The following is a 21,840-nucleotide window of genomic DNA, read 5'->3' as shown; positions in this document are numbered from 1 at the left end:
CGGCCGCGGCTGGGCGATCGGGCCGACGGTGACGGGCGCCGCCGCCAGCGGGGTGACCGCGGCGACCGGGCTCGTCATCGCCCGGGAGATCGGCGCCGCGGCGTTCGGCCACTTCACCGTGGTCCTGACGATCGCCACGATCCTCACCGTCGGCATGCTGATGAGCCTGCACTACGTCATGTACCAGGAGCTGCCCAGGGCCGAGGCCCCGGACCGCCCCGCCCTGGTGACGACGGCGCTGCTGTCCGCGCTGGGGCTGACGGCGGCGCTGACCGCCGCCGGGCTGCTGGCCGCCGCGCCGCTGACCGCCCTGCTCGGCGTCGACGTCCGCACGCTGTGCTTCTCCCTGGCGCTGGCGGCGGCGATGACGGCCAACCAGCTGACCGAGAGCTTCCTGCGCGGCCTGAAGCGGTACGTCCTCACCGCCGTCCTGAAGTTCGCCGTCGCCGTCGTCTACCTGGGCGGCTCGTCCTACTGCCTGCTCGTCCTGGGCATCCGGGACGCCGAGTTCTACCTGGTCGCGCTCATCGCCACGAACGCCGTCTTCGCCGTCGCGGCCGTGGCGGGCTGCGAGATCGTCCCCCGCTCCTGGTCGCCGGCGCTGGCGCGCTCGCTGTACCGGCACGGCGGCTACGTGACCGTCCTCGCCGTGTTCACCGCCCTGGTGTTCGGGGTGGACGTGATCTTCCTCAACCACTGGGCGGGCCCGGCGACGTCGGCGTGTACTCGGTGTACAACGGCTTTCCCAAGCGCTTGTTCGGCGTGCTGTTCACCGACGGGATCGGCCTGGTGCTGCTGCCCACGCTGGCCACCATGGACAAGCCCGCCCTGCTGCGGCGCATCGGCAGGATCACCCCGGCGGTCGCCGCGGCCACGGTGCTGCTGTCGTTCGCCGGCAGCACCGTGTTCTTCCTCCTGCTCGGCGAGCAGTACCCGTACGAACTCGACCTGATGGCGCTGTCGGCCGCGGGGATGGGCGCCCACATGGTGTTCAACCTCTACTCCACCGTCCTGCTGATGGACGGGGTGCGCGGCGCCAAGGTGCTCATCGGCTGCATGGTCGCCGGGACGCCCGCCGCGCTCGCCTGCCAGGCGGCGCTCACCGCCTGGCAGGGCCTGACCGGGGCGCTGGTGGCGTTCGCGCTGAGCAATCTCATCCTCGTCGCCCTCGTGGCCGCCTCCGCAACCCGGACGTATCGGCGGGCGGCCCCGGCGGGCGCGGCCCGTTCCCAGGAGACCGCACCGTGAAGATCGTCCACATCATCAACCAGTTCCCGCCCAACATCACCGCGGGACTCGGCCGCTACGCCGAGGAGATCGTCCCCCACCTGGCCGGCCACCGGCCGCTGGCGGTCTTCACCCTCAACGACACCGGCACCCGGCCGGTGCACGAGCGGCGCGGCGCCGTCACCGTGTACCGGCCCCCGGGCCGGATCCTCGGCGCGCTCGGCCGCAGACGGCGCCTCAACCGCACCCGCCGGACCGAGTTCGCCCTGCTCGCGGCGAACGTCGTGGCGAGCAACTGGCGGTACTTCCTGCGGCTGCTGCGGGCGGGCCGGAGCGGACGGCCCGACCTGGTCGCCGTGCACGACTCGACGAACTTCCTCGCCGGGCTGCTCTGCCACTACATGCTGCGACTGCCGGTCGTCCTGCACGTGCACACCACCGAGTACGGCGTGGCCCCGCAGCGCAGCATCACCGACCCGCTCGGCGTGTTCGCCGCCGTCGAGCGGTGGCTGGGGCGCATCGCCCGCCGCGTCGTCGTCGCCACCCCCGAGGTGCGTGACCAGCTCACCGCCGCCGGCTGGGACCCGGCGACGATGGACGTCGTGTGCCTGGGCGGCACGTTCGAGCGGGTGCTCGCCGACCCCGGCCTCGACCGGGACGGGCTGCGCGCGGGCGCCGCCGCCCTGCGCGCCCGGCTCGGCATCGCCGCCGGGGACCCGGTCCTGCTCTTCGTCGGCCGCCTGGAACGGCAGAAGGGCGTCTACCAGCTGCTGGAGGCGATGCCGCGGATCGCGGCCGCCGTCCCCGGGCTGCGGCTGGTCCTCGTCGGGGAGGGCGACCGGGACGGCATCGGACGGATCGCCGCCGAGGCCGGCCTGGAAGGGCGCGTCCTCACCTCGGACGGGTTCGTCGACGGCCGGGCCCTGCTGGAGTACTACACGATGGCCGACGCCTGCGTCTTCCCCTCCCTGTTCGAACCGTTCGGCCTGGTGGCGACCGAGGCCATGGCACTGGCCAGGCCGACGATCCTCGGCGACGGGTTCTCCCGGATCTTCCTCGGCGACCCGGGACCGCCCGCGGCGCGGTTCGTGCGCGCCGCCGACCCCGGCGACATCGCCCGCAGCGTGATCGACGTCATGACGGATCCGGAGCTGCGCCGCGCGCTCGCCGAGAACGGCGAGCGGTTCGTGCGGGAGCGGCTGAGCTGGGCCCGGGCCGCCGAGGAGACGCTCGCGGTGTACCGGTCGGCGCTGAAGGGGTCCGCCCCCCGCAGCCGGTAGCCGTCCCGCCCGCCCGGCAGGACCACCACCGCGCGGCGACCGGAGACCGGAGCCGCCCCCGGAATCAGTGACCGCCCGGCAGGACCACCATCGCGTGGCGATCGGAGACCGGACCCGCCCCCGGAGTCAGTGACCGTCCCGCCCGCTCAGCAGGGCCACCACCGCGTGGTGGTCGGAGGCCGTACCGGTCTCCACCACGTCGGCCCACTCCAGGCGGGCGACCATCGGACGCGACAGCATGATGTAGTCGCTGCGGAGGTCGACCAGCACGCCGGCGCCGCCGCGCGGCGCGGTGACCCAGCGCGACGAGCGCGGCCGGACCCGCAGGGCGTCCACCCAGCCGGCCTCCTCCAGCCGGTCCATCACCTCGAACCGGGGCGGATCTCCGTACTTGTCGATCCCGGCCCCGGCCAGGCGCTCGGCCAGGTCGTCCGGGTAGGGGTCGTGACGGGAGAGCCCGTTGAGGTCGCCGATCAGCAGGCAGTCGCGTACGGCCAGCAGATCGGGCGGGACCAGCCGGAGCAGTTCGCCCACCTCGGCCAGCCGCGCCTCCTCGTCGCCGGCGACGAGGTGGGTGCCCAGGACGAGCAGCGGATCGCCCCCGCCGGCGGATTCGAGCTCCACCTCGACGACGCAGTGCGCCACGGACGGCGGCGCGTGCACCGCCCGGCGCAGGATCGGCGCGCGGGACGCCAGGCAGACGTCGTACCGCCGGCCGCTCGGCCGCCGGTTCGCCGTTCCGACGACCAGGTGCTCGTCCCCGCAGGGGATCCCGACCGCCCCGGCCAGCTCGCGGAGCCGCTCGCCGTCCTCCCAGCCGACGCACTCCTGCAGCACCAGCAGGTCGGGACGCTCGGCCGCCACGATCGAGCGGATCTCGTCGAACCGCTCCTCGCCCCCGACGAGCACGTTGAAAGACAGGACCTTCATGCCTCAGACGTTCCCAGAAGACGGTCCGGTACCGGGGAGCGGCCAACCCGGATGCTCCGTACGGCGGGGCGGCGGATGAGCCGATCGGACTGCCGGCGTGGTCATCGCCAAGCAAGATCCGATCTTTCCGCACGTAGCTGCGCAGATGCGGCATCCAAGCAGTCGTCCCGGAGAGCACCGGCCAGGCGGCCGACTGCACGAATGAGGCTTACAGGGAGTTCGTCCCATCCACCATGGTGAAGCACCGCGCAAGAAGCGCAACACCGCTGAACAGCACCGCATCAACTGGATCAAGGAACGGCGAGAGCGCCTCTGTTTTCGACAAGCCACCGAAAAGTGCGCCCGGGCGCGGACCATCCCCGCGAGCACGGGGCCGACCTCGGCGACGAGCAGCCCAAGCTCACCCCGTCGGGACCATCCCCGCGCGGGGATGGTCCCGGTACAGGCTCGGGAGCGGACGGAGCTTACGTGTCGGCCCCGCGCTCGCGGGGATGGTCCCTCTTCTGTGGTGAACGGCTGCCATTCCTTGGCGGCGGCCCCGCACCTGCGGAGATGGCCTTCAGGACCACACCGCGTTGCGGGGCGGCACAAGCCGCATCTCCGGCCTTGCCCGGGCGCGTCGATCGCGTACGCCGATCCGCTCAGCCGGTCGGGGGGATGCGGAGCAGGCGCTCGTGGTCGCGGGGGTCGGTGGTGCCGCGGGCGAACCAGTCCGTGAGCCCTCGCAGGACGTCGTCGTCCGTGCCCGCGTCCAGCAGCAGTTCGGGGCCGATGAGGGCGGCGACCTCCTCGAAGGCGTCTCCGTGATCGGTCAGCGTCCAGCCGCGCCAGTGGTGCGCCGGCCACGCCGGATCGAGGAGGCAGTCCAGCGACCACCAGTCCAGGCGGCGGCCGGGGACGTCCAGGAAGGCCCCGCTCCAGGGGACCGACTCCAGTGCCGCGAACCCGGTGGCCTCCTCCTGGGCGGAGGCGAGCACGGCGGGCCCGGCCAGCAGCGCTTCGGCCAGCCCGCTCGCCCAGCAGCCGCCGAAGGACAGGCGGCCGTCCCCGTCGCGGACGGCGACGAGGGTGGGGGCGACCCGGGCCAGGTCGTCCTCCTCGGCGGGCGGCAGAGCCCACTGGCCCGCCAGCGGAGACGGCGGTTCGTCCAGGTAGCGCACGGTGTCGTACGGCAGGCCGAGATACTCCATGACCTGGTACAGGCCGCGCGGCACCCACGTCACCGTCCAGCCCGGCCACAGGGCGGCCATGATCCTGAGCCAGGCGCGGACCTCCCGCAGGCCGGTGCCGGGGTATCCGGCGATCTCGTGCTCGGTGTGCACGAGGAGCCGCCGCTCGTGCAGGTCGAGCAGGGCCACGGCCCGCCACCACACGGAGTTCATCCAGAAGGCCGCGTGGCCGCCCTGCTGCCGGCGGATGAAGTCGAGGGTGCGTTCGGGGCCCCAGAGCAGGTCGCGGTGGAAGGTGGCGGCGGCGCCGCGCCGCGACCAGACCCGGTGCCCTCCGCGGTCGACGACGACGTAGTGGGCGTTCCCCGCGCTCATGACCGCCAGATTAGACGGATTCCACGCAGATTAGACGGATTCCACGGCCACGCGTGATCGCCGGACCGGACGGGTCCTGGCCGCTCGTGACCGCCGGACCGGACGGGTCTCGCGGCGGGGAGGTCAGGCGGCCAGGTCCAGGGGCGGTTCGAGGGAGATGACCTGGCCCGCCGTACGGCGGAGCCGGTGGCTGAGGGCGCCGGGGCGGGAGACCACGACGACCTGGACGCCGCGGCCGAGGAGCCAGTCGGCGAGGTCGGTGAAGGTGCCGTCGCCGGAGCCGATGACCACGCGTTCGAACCGGATGTCGAGGTGGTCGAGGCGGATCACCTCGCGCAGCGCCTCGTCGGCGCCGTCGCGGCCGGAGCGGACCAGGAGCTGGATCCCGGCCAGGGCGAGGCCGACGGGGAGCAGGGCGCCGTGGTTGACGGCGGCGACGTACTGGTCCATGCCGCCCGCGGGGACGCGGCGGCGGTAGAGGCGCATCATGGTGACGACCTCGCTGAGGGCGGGGCGCGGGGCTCCTACCAGGTTCTCCACGTCCAGCAGGTGGACGGTTCGCCCCTGCGACAAGTTGCGCATGAAATGCCCCTTTCGCCCACATATCACCACATGTCATGCACTTTAATGCTGGAAATCGCTGGAATTCAAGGGAGGCGGGTGGAACTCCTGTTACGATCCGGGCCGTGAGTGAACCACTGGACGCGCTGGAGCGGCGGATCACCGAGCTCCGCGCCGAGGTGCGGCGGGCGGTCAAGGCCCGCGACACCTCGCTGGCCCGGCTGCTGCGGGCGGACCTGCGCCGGGCCGAGCGGGCCTGGGACGAGGCGGTCGTCACCGAGGAGACCGGGAACCCCGAGGAAGCGGCGGGAGCGGCCCTCCGTGAGGCCGGCGCGGCGCTGATGCCGATCCGGGAGCAGGTGCACCAGGCGCTGCTCCTGCTGGGGGTGCCGACCGCCGCCAAACTGGTCGTCGCGGTCAACGAGGCGTTCTTCGCCGGAGGGCTGCGCAGCCCGCAGTTGTCCAGCCTCCGCCGGGACGAGGAACGTTCCTTCCGCAGCGACCCCTACGCCCGGCCGTACTACCTGTGCGCGGCGCTGACCGACCGCCTCTCCCCCGCCCGGGGGTTGCTGGCCGACAGCACCTGGCCGCTGGAGGCGCGGGTGGTGGGGCCGCTGAGCCCGCGGGTCGATTTCCTCACCGCCGCCGTCCGCATCGCCGAGCACCTGGCCCGGCTGGCCGAGCCGCCGCCGGGCGCGGTGCGGCTGCTCTCGCGGATGGCGCAGAACATCCCGGGCGCCGTGGAGGGCGGATTCGGCCCGGTCGATCCGGCGACCGTGGTCGGGGCGGCCAGGGCGGAGCTGGAGGTGCACCTGCCCGCCGACACCGCGCAGCGGGCCGAGGTGGCGGCCCGGGCGGGCGATCAGCTGACCGACGTGGAGCGCCTGTTCGGCGCGGCCGCACTGAGCACATTGAGGGGGGCCTGCTGATGAGCGGGCATCACGAGGACCTTCGGGACCGTTCCGGGGACGTCCTCCACGGCCGTTGCGGAGGCGTGCGGTGAGCCGCCTGGACGATCTGCGCGGACCGGGGCCGGCCCGCGCGCACGACGCCCGGGCCATCGCGGCGCTGGCCGCCAATCCCGGGTGCGCCCGGCGGTCGCTGCTGGACGCCGCCGGGGTCGACAAGGACGCCGCGGCCCGGCACGTCGGCTTCCCGGCGCCCTTCGGCCAGTCGCAGTTCGCGATCACCCGCGGGAACGTCTTCGAGTCGCTGGTGAAGGAGAACGGCTGCGCCGAGCTGCTGCGGCTGCTGCGCGAGCTGATGGGGCTGCCGATCGCGCAGGTCGGCTACCAGGACGTGGAGAACGTCGGCGCCCACCTGCGGGCCTCGCACACCCGGGCGCTGATCGACCGGGCCGCCCGGGAGAGCGAGGACTCGGCGGTCTTCTACGACCACCCGCTGCTGAGCCTGCGGATCGCCGGGCACACGTCCTACCTGGAGCCGGACGTGGTGGCGTTCCAGCTCGGCGGGCGCTTCCACATCGTGGAGATCAAGTCGTTCTCCGTGATCGACGGCCAGGCCGAGCCGGAGAAGGTGGCGGCGGCGGCGCGGCAGGCGGCGGTCTACGTGCTGGCGCTGCGCGCGCTCATGGAGGAGCTGGGTCACGACCCGGAGCGGGTCTCCCACGACGTGGTGCTCGTCTGCCCGGAGAACTTCGCCAACCGCCCGGTGGCCTCGTTGGTGGACGTGCGCAGGCAGCTGGCGGTGCTCCGGCGGCAGCTGGCCCGGATGACCCGGGTGGACCGGCTGCTGGAGGGCCTGCCGGAGGGGCTCACCTTCTCCCTGGAGCCGGACGCCGCCGGCGTGCCGACCCGTTCGGCGGGCGAGCTGGCCGAGGCGCTGCGCCGGGTGCCGGCCCGGTACGCGCCGGACTGCCTGGCGGCGTGCGACCTGTGCATGTTCTGCCGGGACGAGGCGCGCGGGTGCGGTTCCACGGACCTGCTCGGCCGCCAGGTCCGCGACCAGCTCGGCGGCGTGTCCGGGATGGACGAGGCGCTGGGCCTGGCCGAGGGCACGCGTGAGCCGGAGGAGGGGCAGGAGGAGATCGCCCGCCTGCTCCGCCTGGCGGACCGCCTGCGCCGGGAGTGCGTGGCATGAGCGAGCGGACCGGAAGGCACAGCCGCCTCGCGCTCATGAGGCCGACGGAGGAGGCCGCATGAGCGAGCGCAGCGAGCGGACCGGAAGACACAGCCGCCTCGCGCTCATGAGGCCGACGGAGGAGGCCGCATGAGCGCGCTCGCCGCGCTGGCGCGGTTGCGGGCGATGCGGGAGGGCGTGGCGCAGCGGATCACCACGGTCCGGCACTGCCATCTGTCGGACCGCCCCATGGTGTTCGTCCCGTTGAGGATGGCCGGTGAGGCCGCCGCCCCGCTCGGCGCGATGGTCGGCACCGATCCGGACCATCCTCGGCTGCTGGTGGTGCCGCAGCCGCGCAACCGGGACCTGCGGTTCGCGTTCGCCGCCGAGCTGGCCGAGGTGCTGCTGCCGTACGTCGAGGGTTTCCAGAAGGCGACGGAGACGGTCGAGCGCAAGGGCGGCGAGCCGTACGAGCGGTGCCTGGAGGCGCCGCAGCTCCTGGTGCCGAACCGGCCGGCGGCGGAGTTCACCGGGCTGCTGGGCCGGTCCACCCGGTTCCGGCGGGCCGACGGCCCCTATCCGGTGCACCCGTCGGTGCCGCTGCTGGGACGCTGGCTGACCTACTTCGCCGACCGGTCGAGGCAGCCGGGGTCGTCGCTGCTGCTGGCGGCGACCGAGGCGCTGGGCACGCACTGGGCGACCGGGCAGAGCGCGATGGAGGACGCGAACCTGGCGGCGCTGCTGGGCTGGATCGACCCGCCCGCCGGGACGACCGGGCAGCGGGCCGCCGAGGAGGCCGAGGATCCGCTGCTGTGGCCTCCGGCGGGACCGGCCACCGATCCGGGGTTCGACAACGAGGTGCTCGCCCCCGCCGTGCAGGCGTACGAGGAGGCGCCGACGGACCGGGCGGTGGAGCGCGTGGCCGAGGCGCTGCGCACCCAGCTGGAGCCGACGTGGCGGCTGATGTGGCGTTCGGTGGAGCTGCTGCGCGCGCTGCCGGAGGGCCCGCGGGTCGCCGGGCGCTGGGAGGCCGACCGGGGCTCGTTCACCCGGTTCGTCGAGCGGATCGCCGAGGGCGGCCCGCCGCAGGCGCGCCGGGACGGGGCGGTGAGCGCGGCGGCGCGGCTGGCGGGGCTGGAGCGGGCCCGGGCCTCCTACGACGTGCAGCGCGCCTACGACGATCCGCTGGTCATGGCGGAGTACCGGCTGACCGGTGAGGCGTTCGCCGGGGTGGTGACGGCGGTGGAGCCGGAGCACTTCGAGGGCGAGGGCCGCTCGCGCAAGCTCCGGCCGCTGGTCACGGTCCGCACCGACGACCCGGTACGGCTGACGCCCGGCGCGGCGGTGGGCAGCCCGGAGCGGCGCGGTCACGGCGCCGAGGTGGTCGAGGTGGTCGAGGTGGTCGAGGTGCCCGGCGGCGGAGCGGGTGGCGCGGCCGGGGTGCCCGGCGGCGGGACGGGTGGCGCGGTCGAGGTCGTGCTCAAGGTGACCAAGGGGATGGGGCGCGGGAAGACGCCCGCTCCGGGGGCGGTGCCCGAGCCGGGCGAGCGGGTCTGCTACACCTCGCTGACCGATGATTTCCAGACCTCGGCGGCGCTCCCGGATCCGGAGGAGACACCGTGGACCCACGGCGGCCCGCCCGAGGAGTACGTGCCCGGTGACGACGACGCGCAGGAGGAGTGGGAGTGACGCTCAAGGTCGTGCGGGACCCGGGCCCGGAGCCGGTCCCGGCCGGACCGCGGACGCCGGTGCCGGGGCCGGGGCTGACCCCGCAGCAGGAGGCGGCGGGGGTGGTCGCGAGCGTGCTGGCGGACCTGCCGCGCCATCGCGGCGTGGTCGTGGACTCCCCGCCGGGGGCGGGCAAGTCGACGCTGGTGGTGCGGGCCGCGGGGCACATCGCGGAGACCGGCGAGCCGTTGATGATCGTCGCGCAGACCAACGAGCAGGTCGACGACCTGGTGGAGCGGCTCGCGGCCGAGCATCCGGATCTGACGATCGGCCGGCTGTCGGCGAGCGGGTACGTCACGCCGCAGCGGATCCTGGCGCACGCCAACGTCTCGGTGGCGGGCAAGCTGCCGGATCTGGGCGATCCGGCGGTGGTGGTCGCCACGGCCGACAAGTGGGCCTGGGTCGGGGACCGGACCTGGCCGTGGGCGATCGTCGACGAGGCGTACCAGATGCGCTCGGACAAGCTGCTGCGCATCGCCTCGCTGTTCGAGCGGTCGCTGTTCGTGGGCGATCCGGGGCAGCTTGACCCGTTCTCGATCGTGGACGGCGACCGGTGGGCGGGCCTGTCGTGGGATCCGGTGCAGAGCGCGGTCTCGGTGCTGCTCCGGCACAACCCGGATCTGCCGGTGCACCGGCTGCCGGTGTCGTGGCGGCTGCCGGCGTCGGCGGCGCCGGTGGTGTCGGAGGCGTTCTACCCGTTCACCGGGTTCCGGGCGGGCACCGAGCACGCCGACCGGTCGCTGGAGCTGACGGTGGACGGCATGCGGACCTCCTATGACCGGGCGCTGGAGGAGGCGGCGGGTTCGGGCTGGGCGCTGTACGAGCTGCCGAGCCGGCACACGGTCCGCACGGACGCCGAGGCGGTGCAGGCGGTGGCGCTGCTGGCGCTGCGGCTGCTGCAGCGCGCGCCGGTCGCGCACTCGGAGCGCGGCAGCCATCCGGTGACGGCCGGGCGGATCGCCATCGGGGCGGCGCACCGCGACCAGGTGGCGGCGATCCGGGCGGCGGGGGTGCCGGAGGAGATCACGGTGGACACCGCCAACCGGCTGCAGGGGCGGGAGTACGACGTGACGATCGTGCTGCACCCGCTGTCGGGGCGGCGGGACGCCACGGCGTTCCACCTGGAGTCGGGGCGGTTGTGCGTGCTCACCTCCCGGCACCGGCACGCGTGCATCGTGGTGGCGCGGGCGGGCATCCCGGAGCTGCTGGACGCCCATCCGTCGGCCGAGCCGGTGCAGCTGGGCGTGCCGGTGAAGTTCCCCGACGGCTGGGAGGCCAACCAGGCGGTCCTGGCCCACCTCGCCAAGCACCGGGTGGCCTCCGACTGAGCGGCGGCCCGGCCGGTTCGCGGGTACGGCCGGCCGATCGGCGGCTCTGGCGGTCACGGCCCTGGCCGCCGGGGCGTGCGCGCTGCCCCTGCTCCGGGTACGCCCGCGGGCTGAGGCCGTACCCGGAGCAGGGATCCGTGCGGGTGGCAGGGACCCGTGCGGGTACGGCGGGCCGTACCCGGGTGGCGCCCGCGCGGCACCGGGGTCTCACGGGAGTCCCGGGCCGGGCCCGGAGCCCTGGGCGCCCGGAGCCGGGTTCAGACCGTGCGGCGCCAGACGTCGATGGCCAGGACCTGGCGCATGCCCACCGACAGGTAGAGGTCCAGTGCGGGGGTGCTGTTGTTGGCGTCGACGTGCAGGTAGGTGCCGACCCGACCGCGCCGCGCGTCGGCGGCGAACGCCGTGCGGAGCATGAACCGGCCCAGGCCCCGGCCGCGGTGAGCGGGCAGGACGGCGAGCTGGCGGACGTAGCCGCAGTTCTCGTCACCGGCGAACATGTCGGTGCCCAGCAGCATCGCGGCCGGTTCGCCGTCGATCCGGGCCACCAGCAGCTGGGACCAGTCGGTGCTGGCCGAGGCGTCGAGGTCGGCGAACCATTCGTCGAAGCCCTTCGGGGTGAACCCGAAGTGGTCGGCGAAGCCCGCCTGCTGGACCGCGTGGCCCTGGCGGCGGACCTCCTCGGTCCGGCCGTCGTGCAGGGTCAGCCCGACGGGCGGGGCGGGCTCGGCGATCTGGCCGACGTGGTCGGCGAGGAGCCGGATGAAGCTGGTGGCGGGGGCGAATCCGCGGGCGGCGGCGACGGCGCGCTTGCCGCTGTCCTCCCGGTACAGGCCGATGTCCAGCACGGCGCGGGCGTGGCCGAGCCCCGCGGTGATCTGCCGTGCCCGCTCGGTCACGGTGTCCCAGAGCCCTCCGGTGAGGGCCTGGGCGTCGGGGTGGACCACCACGTCGATGTCGACGTTGTCGCTGGAGCCCTTCCGGCAGACCCAGGCCCAGGCGACGAGGCGGCCGCCGGCGTCGTGGACGAGCCAGCCGTCCCGCTCCCGGTCGAAGGCAGGGTCGTTCAGCTGGTCGGCGACGTCGTCCAGGGTCATATCGGCCTTGCCGATCACCTGCGTGTCGCACAGGGAGATCAGCTCGTGGACGGCGGCGGCGTCGGCCGCCTCGGGGCGCCGGGTCACGTATCCGGCGGTGGTGTCCGGTGCGGTGGTGTTCATGTCCCTGAGCGTGCCCGGCCCGACTTGGGATCGACTGGGCCGCGGCTTGGCCGCTCGCCCGGCGACCGCCCGTGAACCGCCTGCCGAGGGGGGAACAGGCTCACGCTGAAGCCGTGAGCGGCGGCGGGGCGGGCTCCCCCTCTCCCGGTTCCTCTCCCGACTCCTCCGCCGTCTTCTCCGTCGGCTCCCCCTGGGCGGGGCCGCCGCGCAGCGGAATCTCCTTGATGAGGGCGGCCAGCAGCGGGACCACGACGGCGAACAGGATCGCCCACCAGAACACGCCGGAGATGGAGACGGCCAGCGACTCCAGGAAGCCGGTGCGCACGGCCGGGGCAGCTGCCCCATCGCCTCCGGGGTGACCTGGCCGCCCGCGGTGGCGAGCTTCTCCCCCTCCGGCCCGAACCGGGTCGTCAGCTCGTCGCCCAGCCGGTTGGTGAAGACGGCGCCGAACAGGGAGACGCCGAACGAGCCGCCGATGGAGCGGAAGAAGGTGGCGGTGCTGCTGGCGACGCCCAGGTCCTTGGCGTCCACGCTGTTCTGCGCGATCAGCATGGTGGTCTGCATCAGGAATCCCATGCCGAGGCCGAGGACGGCGATGAACACGCCGGTCTGCCAGGCGGGGGTGGCCACGCCCATCAAAGACAGCAGCCACATGCCGAAGGCCATGCCGACGCCGCCGACGATCGGGTAGGCCTTGTACTTCCCGGTCTTCGTGATGGCCTGGCCGACGAAGAGGGACACCACCATGGCCGCGCCCATCATGGGGAGCAGCAGCAGGCCGGAGTTGGTGGCCGAGGCACCCTGGACGGTCTGCTGGAACAGCGGCAAGAAGTTGATCGCGCCGAACATGGCGAAGCCGAGCAGGAACCCGATCAGCGAGATCAGCGTGAAGTTGCGGTTGCGGAACAGGCCGAGCGGCATGATGGGCTCGGCGGCGCGGCGCTCGACGGCGACGAACAGCGCGAGGGTCACCGCGGCGAGCCCCACCAGGCCGAGGATCTGCGGCGAGCCCCAGGCGTACTCGTTCCCGCCCCAGGTGGTGATGAGGACCAGGGCGGTGATGCCGGTGGAGAGCAGGGCCGCGCCGAGCCAGTCGATGCGGTGCTCGGTGCGGTGTTTGGGCAGCTTCAGCTTGACGGCGAGCAGCGCCAGGGCGGCGAACCCGACGGGCAGGTTCACGTAGAAGGCCCAGCGCCAGTCGAGGTGGTCGGTGATGAACCCGCCGACGAGCGGCCCGGCGATCATCGCCAGGGACATCACGCCGGCCATCATGCCCTGGTACTGGCCGCGCTCGCGGGGCGGGACCAGGTCGCCGATGATGGCCATCGCGTTGACCATCAGGCCGCCCGCGCCCAGGCCCTGGAGCGCGCGGAAGGCGATGAGCTGGATCATGCCGCCCTCGGGACCGCCCAGGACGTCGGAGCCGGCCATGCCGCAGAGCGCGGAACCGATCATGAAGATGACGATGGAGCCGAGGAAGATGTTCTTCCGGCCGTACAGGTCGCCGACCTTGCCCCAGATGGGGGTCGAGACGGTGGTGCCGAGCACGTAGGCCGTCACCACCCAGGAGAAGTGGGCCAGGTCGTTGAACTCGCCGACGATGCGGGGCAGCGCGGTGCCGACGATCATGTTGTCCAGCATCGCCAGGACCATCGCCAGCATCAGGCCCGGCAGCACCACCATGACCTCGCGCCGCCGCGCGGGTGCCGCTTCGGTCTGTTTCACTCGTGAGCCCCCAGGGAGAGAATCCGCCTTACCTGCCGACCGGCAAGTTTCCGATATGCTAAAAATGTAGGCGGCTTACTTGCCGGCCGTCAAGTTGATTCCTCGGCAGCGGACACAGCGACGAAGGACACCATGCGGGAACAGGCCGACACGCGCACGCGCATCCAGGAGATCGCGCTGCGGCTCTTCGTCGAGCAGGGGTACGAGGCGACCTCGCTCCGGGAGATCGCCGAGATCCTCGGCGTGACCAAGGCCGCCCTCTACTACCACTTCAAGACCAAGGACGACATCGTCGCCAGCCTGGCCGAGGAGCGGCTGCGCATCATCGAGGAGCTGATCGCCTGGGCCGAGGCGCGGCCGCGCACCGACGAGACCCGGCGCGAGCTGCTCCACCGCTACGCCGACGGCCTCCACCACGGGCGGCACCACCAGATCATGCGGTTCTTCGAGCGCAACCAGACCGCGATGAAGAACCACCCGGTGATGGAGAAGAGCCGCGAGCGCATGCTCCACCTGATCGGCTTCCTGGTCGAGCCCGGTGACTCGGCGGTCGTCCGGCTGAGGAGCTCCATGGCGCTGTTCGCCCTGCACGCCTCCGGGTTCCTGCTCTCCGGCGACGACCTGTCCGACGACGAGCGCAGGGCCGCCGCCCTGGAGGTCGCGCTCGACCTCATCGGGCGGTGACGGCGGTGACCGTGACGGCCGCAGTGACGGCGGCGCTCCGGGGAGGTCCCCGGCCCGCCGGCCGCGGGGCGGTGCGCCGGTGAGCGTGCTGATCGACCCGCCGAACTGGCCCGGTCCCCGCGGCCTGCTCTGGTCCCATCTGGTGAGCGATTCCTCCACCGAGGAGTTGCACGCCTTCGCCGCCCGGCTGGGCGTGCCGCCCCGGGCCTTCGACCGGGACCACTACGACGTCCCGGAGACCGTCTACGAGCGGGCCCTCGCCCTGGGCGCCGAGGCGGTCTCCTCGCGCGAGCTGGTCGCCCGGCTCACCGCCGCGGGACTGCGCAGACGCAAGGTCCGCCGCCCGGCCGCGGAGACCGCGTAGTTCCCCTCCCGCCGGGCATGACGTGCCGCTGGAAAGCACACATCCGGACGACACGTCGGACAAGGGGAGATCATGCTCAACGGTAGGACGATCGCGTTCCTGGCGGCCCCCGAGGGCATCGAACAGGTGGAGCTCACCGAACCGTGGCAGGCCGTACGGCGGGCCGGGGAGCCCGCGGCGCGGTCAGGCCCGCTCCCGCCGGGCGGTTAGGCCCGCCCTCCCGGGGCAGGGGTCGGCAAGGCCACCGGGAAGGGGGAGACCGTGGAAGCCACCATCGCGCTGCGTCTGCCGCGCGACGCCGCGAGCGTTCCGGTCATCAGGCAGATGCTGGACTCGTCGCTGGGCGCACTGGGCGTGCAGGCGCACATCCGCGACGACATCCAGCTCATGCTCTCCGAGGCGTGCTCCAACGTGATAAAGCACGCCACCGAGAGCGACGACTACATGGTGCGCACCGAGCTCTCCAGCGACCGGTGCGTGATCAAGGTCGTGGACGCCGGAGGCGGCTTCGAGTTCTCCGGGACCCGCCAGCAGGCCGCTCCGACCGCCGAGTCCGGGCGGGGGCTGCAGATCATGCGGGCTCTCGCCGACGACATCCACTTCGTCAAGCGGCAGGAGAAGGGCTCCATCGTCTGCCTGGAGAAGGTGCTGCACTTCGTCGACGACGCCCCCGGCGCGTCACTGCTGCTCGACGATGAGCACCAGCTCCGATAGGGCCGCCCGGAGGTGGTCGGTGACCGTCCACACGTCGGGGACCATCTCCCGGCAGGCGATCACGCCGACGTCGAGCGAGCCGTCGTAGGAGAAGACGGTGATGTTGACGCCGCCGCTCATGTCGTGATCACGACACGGGGTGGTAGGCCAGCAGCCGGGCGCCGCTGACGTACAGGGGGATCTGCGGGCCCGGGACGTTGGAGATCACCACGTTGATCGGCCCCGCGGTCCCGGCGAACAGGTCGAAGGCCGCCCGGGCGGCCAGCCCGGTCAGCGCCGAGGGCATCATGTCGCTGACCTGCTGGAGCCAGTGGGCGGGAGCCAGCGACGAGCGGTCCTTGATCACGGTCATGGCGTCCCGTACGGCCAGCAGCCGCTCCACCGGGTCGGCGACCTGCGTGGCCAGCTGCGTGATCATGAGGGTGACCTGGTTGCCCGCGCTCTGGTTGCCCATCGTGCGCAGGGAGAACGGCACACCGGCGACGAGCGGCCGGTCGGGCAGCGCGTCGTGCTTGATCAGCCACTGCCGCAGCGCCCCGGCGCACACGGTCATCACCACGTCGTTCACCGTGACGCCGAAGGCGTTCTTGACCCGTTTGACGTCCGCCAGCGACAGGGTGGTGAAGGCGAACCTGCGGTGGCCGCTGATCCGCCCGCTGAACGGAGTGCGAGGCGGCGTCATCCTGGGCAGCGCGGGCGCGGGGTCCCGGCCCGTCAGGCGGCCCGCCAGATCGCGCGTGACGCGCGAGACCAGTCCCGCGCCGGGCAGCTGCGAGACGACGGGGATCTCGTCCAGGTGCGGGACCGCGTCGACGAGGAACCGGACGGTGTTCGCCGGGTTGGCGGCCGCCTTGGCCATCCCCTTGGCGAGCATCTCCGCCGCGCTGATCCGCTCCTGGGTCCGGGAGACGGGCACCGAGGACGTCACGGTGGGCTCGGGTGAGGTGTCCAGCAGCGCGGCGAGCACGTCGGCGCCGGTGATGCCGTCGACCGCGGCGTGGTGGACCTTGGTGTAGAGGGCCATCCGGTCGCCCGCCAGGCCGTGGATGAGGTACATCTCCCACAGCGGGCGGCGCCGGTCCAGGGGGCGGGCGTGCAGCCGGGCCACCTGCTCGCCCAGCTGCTCGTCATCGCCCGGCGGGGGCAGGGCCAGTTCGCGTACGTGGTAGTCCAGGTCGATCCGCGGCTCCTCCACCCAGTACGGATGGTCCAGGCCGAACGGGACGAAGGCCAGTCTCCGGCGCAGCGGCGCCGCCAGGTGGAGCCGGCCGGCCAGCAGGGAGAGCAGGTCCCCCTGGGTCAGCACACCGTCCAGGATCGCCAGTCCGGCGATGTTCGCGACGTTCGTCTCGGTCTCGAAGTTCAGGAACTGCGTGTCGACCGCGCTCAGTTGCCGCATCGCCTACCTCCGGAAGGTTCTGTTCCCATCCTGCTCCCTCCCGGTGGTCAGGGCCAGCACCGCGAGCACCGCCAGGACGACGACGGACAGGACGAGCACCGCCAGCCCGGCGATGCCGAGCACGATCACAATGGTCATGATCTCGCTGATCATCTGCCACACCGCTGAGCTGTGCCCTGATTCATCCGTTGTCATACCGGTTTTTTACGGATGGGACGGAGTTCTCACCGACGGGTGCCGTCCGGCGGCCCGTCCGGCGGCCCGTCCAGCGGCCCGTCCGGCGGCCCGTCCAGCGGCCCGTCCAGCGGTCCGTCCGGCGGTCTGGCGCCGGGCGGCCGGACGTGGGTTAATGCGTAACGCCGGACGGGGTGACGTTATGCATGGGGGCGTTGTGGCGCGATGCCGTAGCTGCGGGGTGGCACTGCCCCCGCGCACCGGTGGGCAGGGCCGGACCTCGGTGTACTGCTCGGCGGCGTGCCGGCAGCGGGCGTACCGGTCCCGGCGGGACCCGGCGACGGGCGACGCGGTGCGGGAGCTGATCGCCGACATCGAGCGGCGGGCGCGGGAGCTGGCTCCACGGCTGCCCGAGGCGTTCTACACGGACGTGGCCGCGCTGTCGTCCTCCGTCGGCAGGTTGCGGCGCATCGCCCGCATCGCACGGGACGCGGCCCTGGCCGGAGCGGCCGGAGCGGCGCCGCCTTCCGCACCGTCCGCGCCGGAGCCGGCGTCGGCGCTGGAGCCGGAGCCGACGTCATCGGCATCGGCATCGGCATCGCGGCCCACCGGTGAATTCGTCACACCGGAGCAGGTGACGGAAACCCTCCCGGGGAGCGGCCCGGATCCGGGCCGGCGGACGGGCCCGGCACCGGGGAGGACGCCGCGGTGGTGGCGCCGGAGGAGACGGCCGTGTCGCGGGAGACGATGGAGCTGGTCTTCCTGACCGCGATCCAGCACCTGCCGCCCCGGCAGCGGGCGGTGCTGGTGGTGCGGGACGTGCTCGGCTGGCCGGCCGGCGAGGCGGCGGAGCTGCTGGAGATGAGCACCGCCTCGGTCAACAGCGCACTCGCCGGCCGTCGACGCTGCGCGAGCACCTGCCCCGGCGCCGGACGCAGTGGACGGCCCCGGCGGCGCCGAGCCGGGACGAGCGCGTGGTCCTGCAGCGGTACATGGACGCGGCCGACCGGGCCGACGCCGCCGCCGTGGCGGAGCTGCTGCGCCAGGACGCCCTGGTGACGATGCCGCCGGGCCCGCTCTGGGTCGCGGGCCGCGACGCGATCGGGGCCGCGCTGGCCCGGACGTACGACCCCGCCTCACCCGCCTACTTCGGACGCTGGCGGCACCTGCCCACGCGGGCGAACGGGCAGCCCGCGGCGGCCGGGTACGTGCAGCGGCCGGGCACCGCGGTGTACCGCGCGCAGGTGCTGGACGTGCTGCGGATCGAGAACGGGATGATCGCCGAGATCACCGCGTTCGAGCCCCACCTGTTCCCCGCGTTCGGCCTGCCGCTCACCCTCTGAGACCCGGTGCGCGGAGGACCGATCACTTTCGCCGGCCGGGTGCGTCTCAATGACCGACCCGCGCGGGCAACGGCCACGCGCACCACGGCACCGGGTACCCGGGGAACGGAGTGATCTCATGGCGACGGTGTACATCGAGGCGTCGATGTCCCTGGACGGCTTCATCGCCGGCCCGTCCAACAGCGGTTTCGAGCACCTGTTCGCGTGGTGCCGCAACGGGGACGTGCCGACGTCGACCGCGAACTCCACGCGGGTCGCCTACCGCACCTCGGCGGCCAGCGCCGCCCACGTGCGGGAGCTGAACGACATCACCGGAGCCCTGGTCGTCGGCCGGCGGTTGTTCGACATGACCAACGGCTGGGACGGCACCCACCCGATGGGCGTGCCGACCTTCGTGGTGACCCACACCGCGCCCGAGGACTGGAAGGCCGAAGGGACGCCGTTCACGTTCGTCACCGACGGACTCGCCGCCGCCGTCGAGCTGGCCCGGCAGGCCGCGGGGGACAAGGCGGTCGGGGTCGGCCCGGGCGACGTGGCCTGGCAGGCGCTCGACGCCGGCCTGGTCGACCAGGTGCGCATCGACCTGGTACCGGTGCTCCTCGGCGGCGGAACCCGCATGTTCGACCGGCTCACCGGCACTCCCGTCCACCTCGGCGACCCGCGCGTGATCACCGGCACCGCCGTCACCCACCTGATCTACGACGTGCTGGACGGCCCGCGCGCCTGACCGCACGGCACGGGCACCACCGAATCACCGAACCCCCGACCTCCGAAGGAGAAAGACATGACCACGACCTCACCGGAAGCCCTGGTCGCCCTGCTGTCGCGCGCGCTGGAGCAGACCGGCGCCGTCATCGCCGGGATCCGCCCCGAGCAGGCCGCCCTGCCGACCCCGTGCCGCTCCTGGGACCTGCGGGCGCTGGTCGGCCACGTCGTGGACGAGCTCCACCAGTTCGCCCTGGTGGCCGCCGGCGAGCGGCGCCGCGCCCTCGACGGCGATCTGCTCGGTGACGATTGGACCGGCGCCTACCGCACGGCCGCCGACGCGCTGCTGACCGCCTGGCGGCAGCCGGGCGCCCTGGAGCGCACGCACCGCTACCCGGGCGGCGAGGTCCCGGCCACCGCGGCGGTCGGCCAGAACATCACCGAACTGGCCGCGCACACCTGGGACATCGCCAAGGCGACCGGCCGGTCCACCGACGACCTCGATCCCGAGGTGGCGCGGTTCGCCCTCGAATGGGACCAGGCCCACGACGACCCCCGGTTCCGCGGGGACGAGGCCGACGGGTTCCAGGTGGCCCCGCAGGTGCCGGTGACCGACGACGCGCCGCCGTACGACCGGCTCGCGGCGTTCGGCGGCCGCGACCCCTCCTGGGCCCCGGGCGCCGTGTGAGGCCGCGCCCGTCCGCCGCCGGACGTCGATCCTGGTTCCGGGTGAACCGTCCGGTCTCCGCCGGGTCGGAAGGGCGCTAAAGCTCCTCGCGGATGCGGGTGAGGATCGCCGCGGTCTCCGAGGCGGGCTCGGCCGCGATGCACAGGCGCTCCATCACCTCCAGGTAGCGTTCGACCTCGTCGCGCTTCTCCAGGTAGACGGCGCTGGTCAGCTGCTCCATGTAGACGATGTCGGGCAGGTCGGGCTGGGCGAAGCGCAGGATGCTGAAGGGCCCGCCCGCGGCGGCGTGGCCGCCGATGCTGAACGGCGCGATCTGGACCGTCACGTTGGGCAGTTCGATCGCGTCGAGGATGTGGTCGATCTGGCCGCGCATGACCTCGGGCCCGCCGAGCGGGCGGCGCAGCACCGCCTCGTCCAGCACCGCCCACAGGTGGGGCGGCTCGGGGGCGCGCAGGAGCCGCTGGCGCGCCGTGCGCAGCCCCACCCTTCTGTGGATTTCCGCCTCGGAGGCGTCCGCGTGGCCCAGCCGGATCACGGCCCGCGCGTAGTCCTCGCTCTGCAGCAGGCCCGGGACGAACTGGACCTCGTAGTTGCGGATGACGGAGGCGGACTCCTCCAGGCCGACGTAGGTCTCGAACCAGCTCGGCAGGACGTCGCCGTAGTTGTGCCACCAGCCGGGCTGGTTGGCCTGTTCGACCAGGCCCAGCAGCGCCCCGCGCTCGCCGTCGTCCAGCACGCCGTACAGCGTGAGCAGGTCGGCCACGTCCCGGATCCGGAAGCCGACCCGGCCGAGCTCCATCCGGCTGATCTTCGAGTGGGAGGCGCGGATCGTCCGGCCCGCCTGCTCCAGGGTGATGTGCCGCGCCTCGCGGAGCCGGCGCAACTGCGCACCCAGCACGATCCGCAGCACCGTCGAGCTCCCCCGGGGCCCGGTCATGAAGATGGGATCGGCGGGCTCCCCATGAGCGTGGGATCTGGTCATCGGCGGTCCTTCGTGCACGGAATGCGAGTCTGCGCCCACCCCTCGTGGCCGTCGCGGCCTTCACGGTACTCCGGCGAACCGTCCCGGACCAGACGGAACTTTATTCTTCAACCACCTCAGTCGACGAGGTCGTCGAACTCGCCGTCCTTCACCCCCCGGACGAAGGCGTCGACCTCCGCGCGCGTGTAGATCAGCGCCGGCCCCTCGGGGTCGCGCGAGTTCCGTACGGCCACCGCTCCGCCGGGCAGCCCGGCCACCTCCACGCAGTTTCCGCTGGGATTGCTGAAGCGGCTCTTGCGCCACTCCGCCTCGACCAGAAGGGCCGCCGCCATGCCGTTACGCAGCTGATCCATCCTCGCCTCTCACCGAATCAGGCAGGGGAACATTGGGAGCAGCATAGCCCCGTGTGCAGATGCACGTGCATCTGTACTTGCGTTTGCACATCTCCTCCAGGCAAGATGACTGGGCGAGACCCCTCGTGACGCGATCGCCGCCTCTTCCCCAAGGTCGCCGATGACTGGTTATCCACAGCACGACGTCGCTTCCGTCCGGGCAGAGATCTGCGGATGGGAGCGCTGGCTGTCGATGCTCGACCACCTGCTCCCGCCCAGCGGCCTGCCGCCGTGGTCGGACGGGGACAGCCACCTCGACCAGTTGCAGATGGCGGTCCGGAGCCTGCGCGACGAGGCGTGCGCCGCCCGGACGGCGCGGGATTTCGCCTCCTCCTCCCTGCACGCCTGGGGACTCGCCGCGCTGGTCGACGACGTCACCCTCGCGGTCTCGGAGCTGGTGACCAACGCCCTGCGCCACGGGATCGCGAACGCGTCCTACGCCGCCTCCCGCAGGCACGCCAGGATCGTGCTGTGCAGCACCGAGCGCTCCGTGCTGTGCGCGGTCACCGACCCCTGCGACCAGGGGCCCCGGCTGCGGGACTTCGACGACGAGGCGGAGAGCGGCCGGGGACTGCAGATCGTGCGCGGGGTCAGCCATACCTGGGGGTGGTCTCCGCTGGAGACCGGGGGCAAGGCCGTGTGGGCGGCGTTCCTGCCCGCCGCGGCGCACGCCCGGCGGCTGGAGTCCTGCCGCTGACCCGTCCCGCAGGGACCCCGCCCGTCTCCGGCCCTACAAGCCCCGGCCGTGTCCGCCGGCGGGCGGAGGAGTCGGCGCA

Annotated in this window: 26 protein-coding genes; 16 read left to right on the top strand and 10 right to left on the bottom strand. The window is 73.1% G+C overall.

All coding sequences use genetic code 11. From position 1 onward, the window contains the following. From ACWJ6R_RS09820 to ACWJ6R_RS09810, 3 genes are all read left to right on the top strand, one after another. Positions 1 to 952: lipopolysaccharide biosynthesis protein (locus ACWJ6R_RS09820; RefSeq protein ID WP_449061908.1), on the top strand; the 952-nt coding region annotated here is incomplete at its 5' end. Further along, on the top strand, positions 877 to 1,248 hold the full coding sequence (locus ACWJ6R_RS09815) for a hypothetical protein (RefSeq protein WP_449061907.1): 372 nt from the start codon (positions 877 to 879) through the stop codon (positions 1,246 to 1,248). The genes ACWJ6R_RS09820 and ACWJ6R_RS09815, both read left to right, overlap by 76 nt. Then, a complete protein-coding gene (locus ACWJ6R_RS09810; RefSeq protein ID WP_449061906.1) occupies positions 1,245 to 2,507 on the top strand; it encodes a glycosyltransferase family 4 protein in 1,263 nt (420 codons plus the stop codon). The genes ACWJ6R_RS09815 and ACWJ6R_RS09810 overlap by 4 nt, the downstream gene beginning before the upstream one ends. Positions 2,508 to 2,633: 126 nt before the next feature. On the opposite strand, the gene ACWJ6R_RS09805 is transcribed toward ACWJ6R_RS09810, so the two are convergent. From ACWJ6R_RS09805 to ACWJ6R_RS09795, 3 genes are all read right to left on the bottom strand, one after another. Continuing rightward, positions 2,634 to 3,437 (bottom strand): endonuclease/exonuclease/phosphatase family protein, encoded by an 804-nt coding sequence (locus ACWJ6R_RS09805; protein WP_449061905.1) that lies wholly within the window; start codon positions 3,435 to 3,437, stop codon positions 2,634 to 2,636. Positions 3,438 to 4,078: 641 nt separating this feature from the next. Beyond that, positions 4,079 to 4,981, bottom strand: coding sequence for a hypothetical protein (locus ACWJ6R_RS09800; protein ID WP_449061904.1), 903 nt, complete (start codon positions 4,979 to 4,981; stop codon positions 4,079 to 4,081). Between the two features lie 123 nt (positions 4,982 to 5,104). After that, positions 5,105 to 5,563 carry an NYN domain-containing protein gene (locus ACWJ6R_RS09795; protein WP_449061903.1) on the bottom strand — a complete coding sequence of 153 codons (459 nt, stop codon included), beginning with the start codon at positions 5,561 to 5,563 and terminating at the stop codon, positions 5,105 to 5,107. 104 nt (positions 5,564 to 5,667) lie between these two features. Here ACWJ6R_RS09795 and ACWJ6R_RS09790 point away from each other — a divergent pair, with 104 nt between their 5' ends. From ACWJ6R_RS09790 to ACWJ6R_RS09775, 4 genes are all read left to right on the top strand, one after another. Then, a complete protein-coding gene (locus ACWJ6R_RS09790; protein ID WP_449061902.1) occupies positions 5,668 to 6,471 on the top strand; it encodes a hypothetical protein in 804 nt (267 codons plus the stop codon). Between the two features lie 70 nt (positions 6,472 to 6,541). Next, positions 6,542 to 7,642 carry a hypothetical protein gene (locus ACWJ6R_RS09785; protein WP_449061901.1) on the top strand — a complete coding sequence of 367 codons (1,101 nt, stop codon included), beginning with the start codon at positions 6,542 to 6,544 and terminating at the stop codon, positions 7,640 to 7,642. 129 nt (positions 7,643 to 7,771) lie between these two features. Continuing rightward, entirely contained in the window at positions 7,772 to 9,310 is a 1,539-nt protein-coding gene (locus ACWJ6R_RS09780; protein ID WP_449061900.1) for a hypothetical protein, read from the top strand. Then, positions 9,307 to 10,677, top strand: coding sequence for an AAA family ATPase (locus ACWJ6R_RS09775; RefSeq protein WP_449061899.1), 1,371 nt, complete (start codon positions 9,307 to 9,309; stop codon positions 10,675 to 10,677). The genes ACWJ6R_RS09780 and ACWJ6R_RS09775 overlap by 4 nt, the downstream gene beginning before the upstream one ends. A 257-nt stretch (positions 10,678 to 10,934) precedes the next feature. Here the strand turns inward: ACWJ6R_RS09775 and ACWJ6R_RS09770 are convergent, their stop codons facing one another. Beyond that, a complete protein-coding gene (locus ACWJ6R_RS09770) occupies positions 10,935 to 13,619 on the bottom strand; it encodes a DHA2 family efflux MFS transporter permease subunit (protein WP_449061898.1) in 2,685 nt (894 codons plus the stop codon). 132 nt (positions 13,620 to 13,751) lie between these two features. Here ACWJ6R_RS09770 and ACWJ6R_RS09765 point away from each other — a divergent pair, with 132 nt between their 5' ends. From ACWJ6R_RS09765 to ACWJ6R_RS09750, 4 genes are all read left to right on the top strand, one after another. Further along, complete coding sequence (locus ACWJ6R_RS09765) at positions 13,752 to 14,303, top strand: TetR/AcrR family transcriptional regulator (protein WP_449061897.1); 552 nt, start codon at positions 13,752 to 13,754, stop codon at positions 14,301 to 14,303. A 79-nt stretch (positions 14,304 to 14,382) separates the two neighbouring features. Then, a complete protein-coding gene (locus tag ACWJ6R_RS09760) occupies positions 14,383 to 14,667 on the top strand; it encodes a DUF4031 domain-containing protein (RefSeq protein ID WP_449061896.1) in 285 nt (94 codons plus the stop codon). 72 nt (positions 14,668 to 14,739) lie between these two features. Next, a complete protein-coding gene (locus ACWJ6R_RS09755) occupies positions 14,740 to 14,877 on the top strand; it encodes a hypothetical protein (protein ID WP_449061895.1) in 138 nt (45 codons plus the stop codon). Between the two features lie 51 nt (positions 14,878 to 14,928). Then, the gene (locus ACWJ6R_RS09750) at positions 14,929 to 15,381 is read left to right on the top strand and encodes an ATP-binding protein (RefSeq protein WP_449061894.1); all 453 of its coding nucleotides are present in this window, start codon (positions 14,929 to 14,931) and stop codon (positions 15,379 to 15,381) included. Here ACWJ6R_RS09750 and ACWJ6R_RS09745 read toward each other — a convergent pair. From ACWJ6R_RS09745 to ACWJ6R_RS09730, 4 genes are all read right to left on the bottom strand, one after another. Beyond that, entirely contained in the window at positions 15,346 to 15,501 is a 156-nt protein-coding gene (locus ACWJ6R_RS09745; RefSeq protein ID WP_449061893.1) for a WS/DGAT domain-containing protein, read from the bottom strand. The genes ACWJ6R_RS09750 and ACWJ6R_RS09745 overlap by 36 nt on opposite strands. 7 nt (positions 15,502 to 15,508) lie before the next feature. Next, complete coding sequence (locus tag ACWJ6R_RS09740; RefSeq protein ID WP_449061892.1) at positions 15,509 to 16,780, bottom strand: WS/DGAT/MGAT family O-acyltransferase; 1,272 nt, start codon at positions 16,778 to 16,780, stop codon at positions 15,509 to 15,511. 3 nt (positions 16,781 to 16,783) lie between these two features. Continuing rightward, on the bottom strand, positions 16,784 to 16,933 hold the full coding sequence (locus ACWJ6R_RS09735; RefSeq protein WP_449061891.1) for a hypothetical protein: 150 nt from the start codon (positions 16,931 to 16,933) through the stop codon (positions 16,784 to 16,786). 441 nt (positions 16,934 to 17,374) lie between these two features. Next, complete coding sequence (locus ACWJ6R_RS09730; protein ID WP_449061890.1) at positions 17,375 to 17,563, bottom strand: hypothetical protein; 189 nt, start codon at positions 17,561 to 17,563, stop codon at positions 17,375 to 17,377. 99 nt (positions 17,564 to 17,662) lie between these two features. Between ACWJ6R_RS09730 and ACWJ6R_RS09725 the strand changes: the two genes are divergently transcribed. From ACWJ6R_RS09725 to ACWJ6R_RS09710, 4 genes are all read left to right on the top strand, one after another. Continuing rightward, on the top strand, positions 17,663 to 18,013 hold the full coding sequence (locus ACWJ6R_RS09725) for a sigma factor-like helix-turn-helix DNA-binding protein (protein WP_449061889.1): 351 nt from the start codon (positions 17,663 to 17,665) through the stop codon (positions 18,011 to 18,013). Then, a complete protein-coding gene (locus tag ACWJ6R_RS09720) occupies positions 17,929 to 18,297 on the top strand; it encodes a nuclear transport factor 2 family protein (RefSeq protein WP_449061888.1) in 369 nt (122 codons plus the stop codon). Before ACWJ6R_RS09725 ends, ACWJ6R_RS09720 begins: the two co-directional genes overlap by 85 nt. A gap of 118 nt (positions 18,298 to 18,415) precedes the next feature. Beyond that, positions 18,416 to 19,024: a dihydrofolate reductase family protein gene (locus tag ACWJ6R_RS09715; RefSeq protein WP_449061887.1), complete on the top strand. Its 609-nt coding sequence runs from the start codon at positions 18,416 to 18,418 to the stop codon at positions 19,022 to 19,024. A gap of 57 nt (positions 19,025 to 19,081) precedes the next feature. Then, positions 19,082 to 19,690 (top strand): TIGR03086 family metal-binding protein, encoded by a 609-nt coding sequence (locus ACWJ6R_RS09710; RefSeq protein WP_449061886.1) that lies wholly within the window; start codon positions 19,082 to 19,084, stop codon positions 19,688 to 19,690. Positions 19,691 to 19,766: 76 nt separating this feature from the next. Here ACWJ6R_RS09710 and ACWJ6R_RS09705 read toward each other — a convergent pair whose 3' ends face one another. Further along, positions 19,767 to 20,672: a helix-turn-helix domain-containing protein gene (locus ACWJ6R_RS09705; RefSeq protein ID WP_449061885.1), complete on the bottom strand. Its 906-nt coding sequence runs from the start codon at positions 20,670 to 20,672 to the stop codon at positions 19,767 to 19,769. A gap of 116 nt (positions 20,673 to 20,788) precedes the next feature. Continuing rightward, positions 20,789 to 21,025: a DUF397 domain-containing protein gene (locus tag ACWJ6R_RS09700; RefSeq protein WP_449061884.1), complete on the bottom strand. Its 237-nt coding sequence runs from the start codon at positions 21,023 to 21,025 to the stop codon at positions 20,789 to 20,791. Positions 21,026 to 21,185: 160 nt separating this feature from the next. Here ACWJ6R_RS09700 and ACWJ6R_RS09695 point away from each other — a divergent pair, with 160 nt between their 5' ends. Next, the gene (locus tag ACWJ6R_RS09695) at positions 21,186 to 21,761 is read left to right on the top strand and encodes an ATP-binding protein (protein ID WP_449061883.1); all 576 of its coding nucleotides are present in this window, start codon (positions 21,186 to 21,188) and stop codon (positions 21,759 to 21,761) included. The last annotated feature ends 79 nt before the right edge of the window (positions 21,762 to 21,840 follow it).

This window comes from Planomonospora algeriensis (assembly GCF_977012225.1).
The sequence above is the reverse complement of the archived record's forward strand: the minus strand, read 5'-3'. Positions and strand labels throughout refer to the sequence as shown.